Source organism: Amycolatopsis sp. SID8362, assembly GCF_010550475.1.
Taxonomy (GTDB): Bacteria; Actinomycetota; Actinomycetes; order Mycobacteriales; family Pseudonocardiaceae; genus Amycolatopsis; species Amycolatopsis eburnea.
In genome coordinates, this window is sequence record NZ_JAAGNB010000478.1 from 1 (window position 1) to 4,184 (window position 4,184).

1 protein-coding gene and 1 pseudogene are annotated in these 4,184 nt (G+C 73.1%); both read left to right on the forward strand.

The window, feature by feature from the left end; genetic code table 11:
* Positions 1 to 321 (forward strand): acyl carrier protein (locus G3I65_RS14710; protein WP_160696606.1); only part of this gene is annotated, 321 nt, incomplete at its 5' end.
* A gap of 21 nt (positions 322 to 342) precedes the next feature.
* A pseudogene (locus tag G3I65_RS14715) lies at positions 343 to 4,184 on the forward strand (type I polyketide synthase); the annotation flags it as partial.

Here is a 4,184-nt window from a genome sequence, read left to right on the forward strand (position 1 = left end):
GTCGAGTTCCGCAACCGCCTCGCGGCGGCGGCCGGCGTGACGCTGCCCGCGACGGTCGTCTTCGACCACCCGACCCCGGCGGCGCTGGCCGCGCACCTGCTGGAAGTCCTGCGGCCCGGCGCCGCGGCCGACCCCGAAGAAGCCCGGATCCGGGCGGCGCTGGCCACCGTGCCGCTGGCGAAGTTCCGCGATGCCGGCCTGATGTCGGCGCTGCTGGAGCTGGCCGGGCTCGAGGACGCCGCCGACGCCGGTGACGACCTGGACGAGCTGGACGCCGAAGCGCTGGTGCGGCTGGCGCTGGACGGTACCGATTCCCGATGACCCACCCCTGGAGCTGAAACCATGGCCACGCCCGAGAAGGTGCTCGACGCGCTGCGCGCCTCCGTGAAGGAGGCCGAGCGGCTGCGGCGGCAGAACCGGCAGCTCGTCGAGGCCGCGACCGAGCCGGTCGCCATCGTCGCGATGGCCTGCCGGTTCCCCGGTGGCGTGCGCTCGCCGGAAGGGCTGTGGGACCTGGTGGCCCGCGGCGGCGACGCCGTCACGGCGTTCCCCGCCAACCGCGGCTGGGACACCGCGACGCTGTTCGACGAAGGCCGTCCGGGCACGACCTACGCGCGAGAAGGCGCTTTCCTGCACGACGCCGACCTTTTCGACGCCGGCTTCTTCGGGATCTCGCCCCGGGAAGCGCTGGCGATGGACCCCCAGCAGCGGCTCCTGCTGGAGACGTCGTGGGAGGCCTTCGAGCGCGCCGGCATCGACCCGGCTTCGGTGCGCGGCAGCCGGACCGGCGTGTTCGTCGGCTCCAACGGCCAGGACTACCTGGCGTTGCTGCGTTCCTCGGCGGAGGACGTCGAGGGCTACCTCGGCACCGGCAACGCGGCGAGCGTCGTCTCCGGGCGGCTGTCGTACCTGTTCGGGTTCGAGGGCACGTCGCTGACGGTCGACACGGCGTGTTCGTCGTCGCTGGTCGCGCTGCACCTCGCCGTGCAGGCGCTGCGGCAGGGCGAGTGCGATCTGGCGCTGGCCGGCGGCGCGACGGTGATGGCCACGCCGGGCACGTTCGTCGAGTTCAGCAAGCAGCGCGGGCTCGCCCCGGACGGCCGCGTCAAGGCGTTCGCCGAGGCGGCCGACGGCACCGGCTGGGGCGAAGGCGTCGGGATGCTCCTGGTGGAGCGACTGTCGGACGCTCAGCGCCACGGCCACGAAGTCCTGGCGCTGGTCCGGGGTTCGGCGGTCAACTCCGACGGCGCGTCCAACGGCCTGACCGCGCCGAACGGCCCGTCCCAGCAACGGGTGATCCGCGCGGCGCTCGACAGCGCCCGCCTGTCCACATCGGACATCGACGTCGTCGAGGCGCACGGCACCGGAACCACGCTGGGCGACCCGATCGAAGCCCAGGCGCTCCTGGCCACCTACGGCCAAGACCGCGAGACGCCGCTGTGGCTGGGTTCGGTGAAGTCGAACATCGGCCACACCCAGGCGGCGGCGGGCGTCGCCGGGATCATCAAGATGGTCATGGCGATGCGGCACGGGGTATTGCCGCGAACACTGCACGTCGACGCGCCTTCGTCGCATGTGGACTGGTCGGCGGGCGCGGTCGAGCTGCTGACGGAGTCCCGTGACTGGCCTTCGGCCGACCGGCCGCGGCGGGCCGCGGTGTCGTCGTTCGGCGTCAGCGGGACGAACGCGCACACGATCCTCGAAGCCGTCCCGCCAGCCTCGCCGGTGGCCGCGGAGGCGCCGGTCGGCACGCTGACGCCGTTCGTGCTGTCGGCGAAGACACCGGAAGCGTTGCGAGCGCAGGCTTCGCAGCTCGCGTCGGTGACGGCCGACCCCGCGGACATCGCGCGTACGCTGGCGACGGCCCGGACGGCGTTCGAGCACCGCAGTGTCATCCTCGGCTCGACCACGGTCACTGGCGAGGTCCGCGAGGATGCCCGGCTGGCGGTGTTGTTCACCGGTCAAGGCGCCCAACGGTCCGGCATGGGCCAGGAGCTGTACGCCCGCTTCCCGACCTACGCGGCGGCATTCGACGAGGTCCTCTCTCACTTCACCCCGGCACTCCGCGAGGCCTTCACCACCCAAGCTCTCCTGGACCGTACCGAATTCACCCAACCCGCCCTCTTTGCCCTAGAAGTCGCCCTCTACCGCCTAGTCGAATCGTTCGGTATCCGCCCAGATTTCGTAGCGGGCCATTCAATCGGCGAGATCTCGGCCGCCCACGTAGCTGGCGTCCTCTCCCTGGAAGACGCCTGCCGCCTGGTCGCCGCCCGAGCCTCCCTCATGCAGGCCCTCCCGCCAGGCGGCGCGATGGTCTCCATCGCCGCCCCCGAATCCGCGATCACCCTCACCGACGGTGTCTCCATCGCCGCCGTCAACGGCCCCGAATCGGTGGTCATCTCCGGCGACGAGGCCGAGGTCTTGGCCATCGCGGCCCAGTTCCCCAAGACCAAGCGCCTCACCGTCAGCCACGCCTTCCACTCGCCGCTGATGGACCCCATGCTGGAGGAGTTCCGCGCGGTCGCCGAGTCGTTGGAGCACCGCCCCGCAACGATACCGGTGATCTCGAATGTGAGCGGTGCTCTCGCAGAGCCGTTCACCGCCGACTACTGGGTCCGCCACGTCCGGGAAGCGGTCCGCTTCGCCGATGGCATCGCCACTCTCGAAGCCGAAGGCGTCCAGACCTTCCTCGAGCTGGGCCCGGACGGCGTCCTCAGCGCGATGGTGCCGGGCTCGTTCCCAGCTCTGCGCCGCGACCGCGACGAAGAGCGGACCCTGCTGACCGCTCTCGCCGGGGTGTGGGTCCACGGCGGCTCCGTCGACTGGGCCGCGTACCTGCCCGCCGGCCCCCGGATCGACCTGCCGACCTACCCGTTCCAGCGGGAGCGCTTCTGGCCCACGCCCGCACCGCAAACCGACGTGGACGTCCCCGCGCTCGCCGCCGAACTCGGCCTGCCCGAAGACACCCTGCGGCCCGCCCTCGCGGCTGTGCGCCAACGCCGTGAAGCGGCCACGGCCGCGGACGCCTGGCGGTACCGGGTCACCTGGACCTCGCTGGATCCCGCCGAAGCGGCCGCGCCCCACGGCGACTGCCTCGTCGTCGACCCGTCCCCGCAGCTGGAAGCCGTCCTCGAGAGCTGGAACGGCCGGGTCATCCGGTTCGACGGCTCGCTCGGCGACGCCGAGCCGGTCGCCGTGTTCAGCGGCGCCGGGCTCGAGCGGACCGTCGACCTCGTCCGCGAACTCGACGCCGCCGGCATCGACGCCCCGCTGTGGTGCGTGACGTCCGGGGCCGTGCGCGCCACCGGAACCGATCCCGCGCCGGATCCCGAGCAGGCCGCCGTCTGGGGACTCGGCCGCGCCGCCGCGCTCGAACTCCCCGAACGGTGGGGTGGCCTGATCGACCTGCCGTCCGAAGTGGACTCCACAACCACCGCACGGTTCTTCGCCCGGCTGACCGGCGCCGAAGACCAGGTCGCCCTCCGTGCCGAGGGTGACTTCGGGCGGCGGCTGGAGCCGGCCGAGCCGGTCGCGGCCCCCGCGTGGACCCCGCGCGGCACCGTGCTCATCACCGGAGGGACCGGGGCGCTGGGCGCGCACGTCGCCCGCCGGCTCGCCCGGGAGGGCGCCGACCACCTCGTGCTGGTCTCCCGCCGAGGGGCCGATGCCCCGGGAGCGGCGGAACTGGCCGAGGAACTGGGTGTCCGGGTGACGTTCGCGGCCGGCGACGTCGCCGACCGGGAGTTCCTGTCCGAGCTGGTCGAGCGGGTCAGTCCCGGGCTCACCGCCGTCGTGCACACCGCGGGTGTCGTCCGCTCCGCGCCGCTGTCCGAAGTGGACGGCGCGGACGTGGCCGAACAGTGGGCCGCCAAGGCGATCGGCGCCCGCCACCTCGACGAGCTCCTCGCCGACGCCGACCTCGACGCCTTCGTCCTGTTCTCCTCGATCGCCGGGGTCTGGGGCAGCGGGCAGCAGGCGCTCTACGGGGCCGCAAACGCTTTCCTCGACGCGCTCGCCGAAGGTCGCCGCGCCCGTGGTCTCGCCGCGACGGCCGTGGCGTGGGGCCCGTGGGCCGACGGCGGGATGGCCGCCGACAACGACGCCGAGGACTACCTGCTCCGTCGCGGGCTCCGCGCGCTCGACCCGAGCGTGGCCGTCACGGCGCTGTTGCGGGCCGCGGGCGG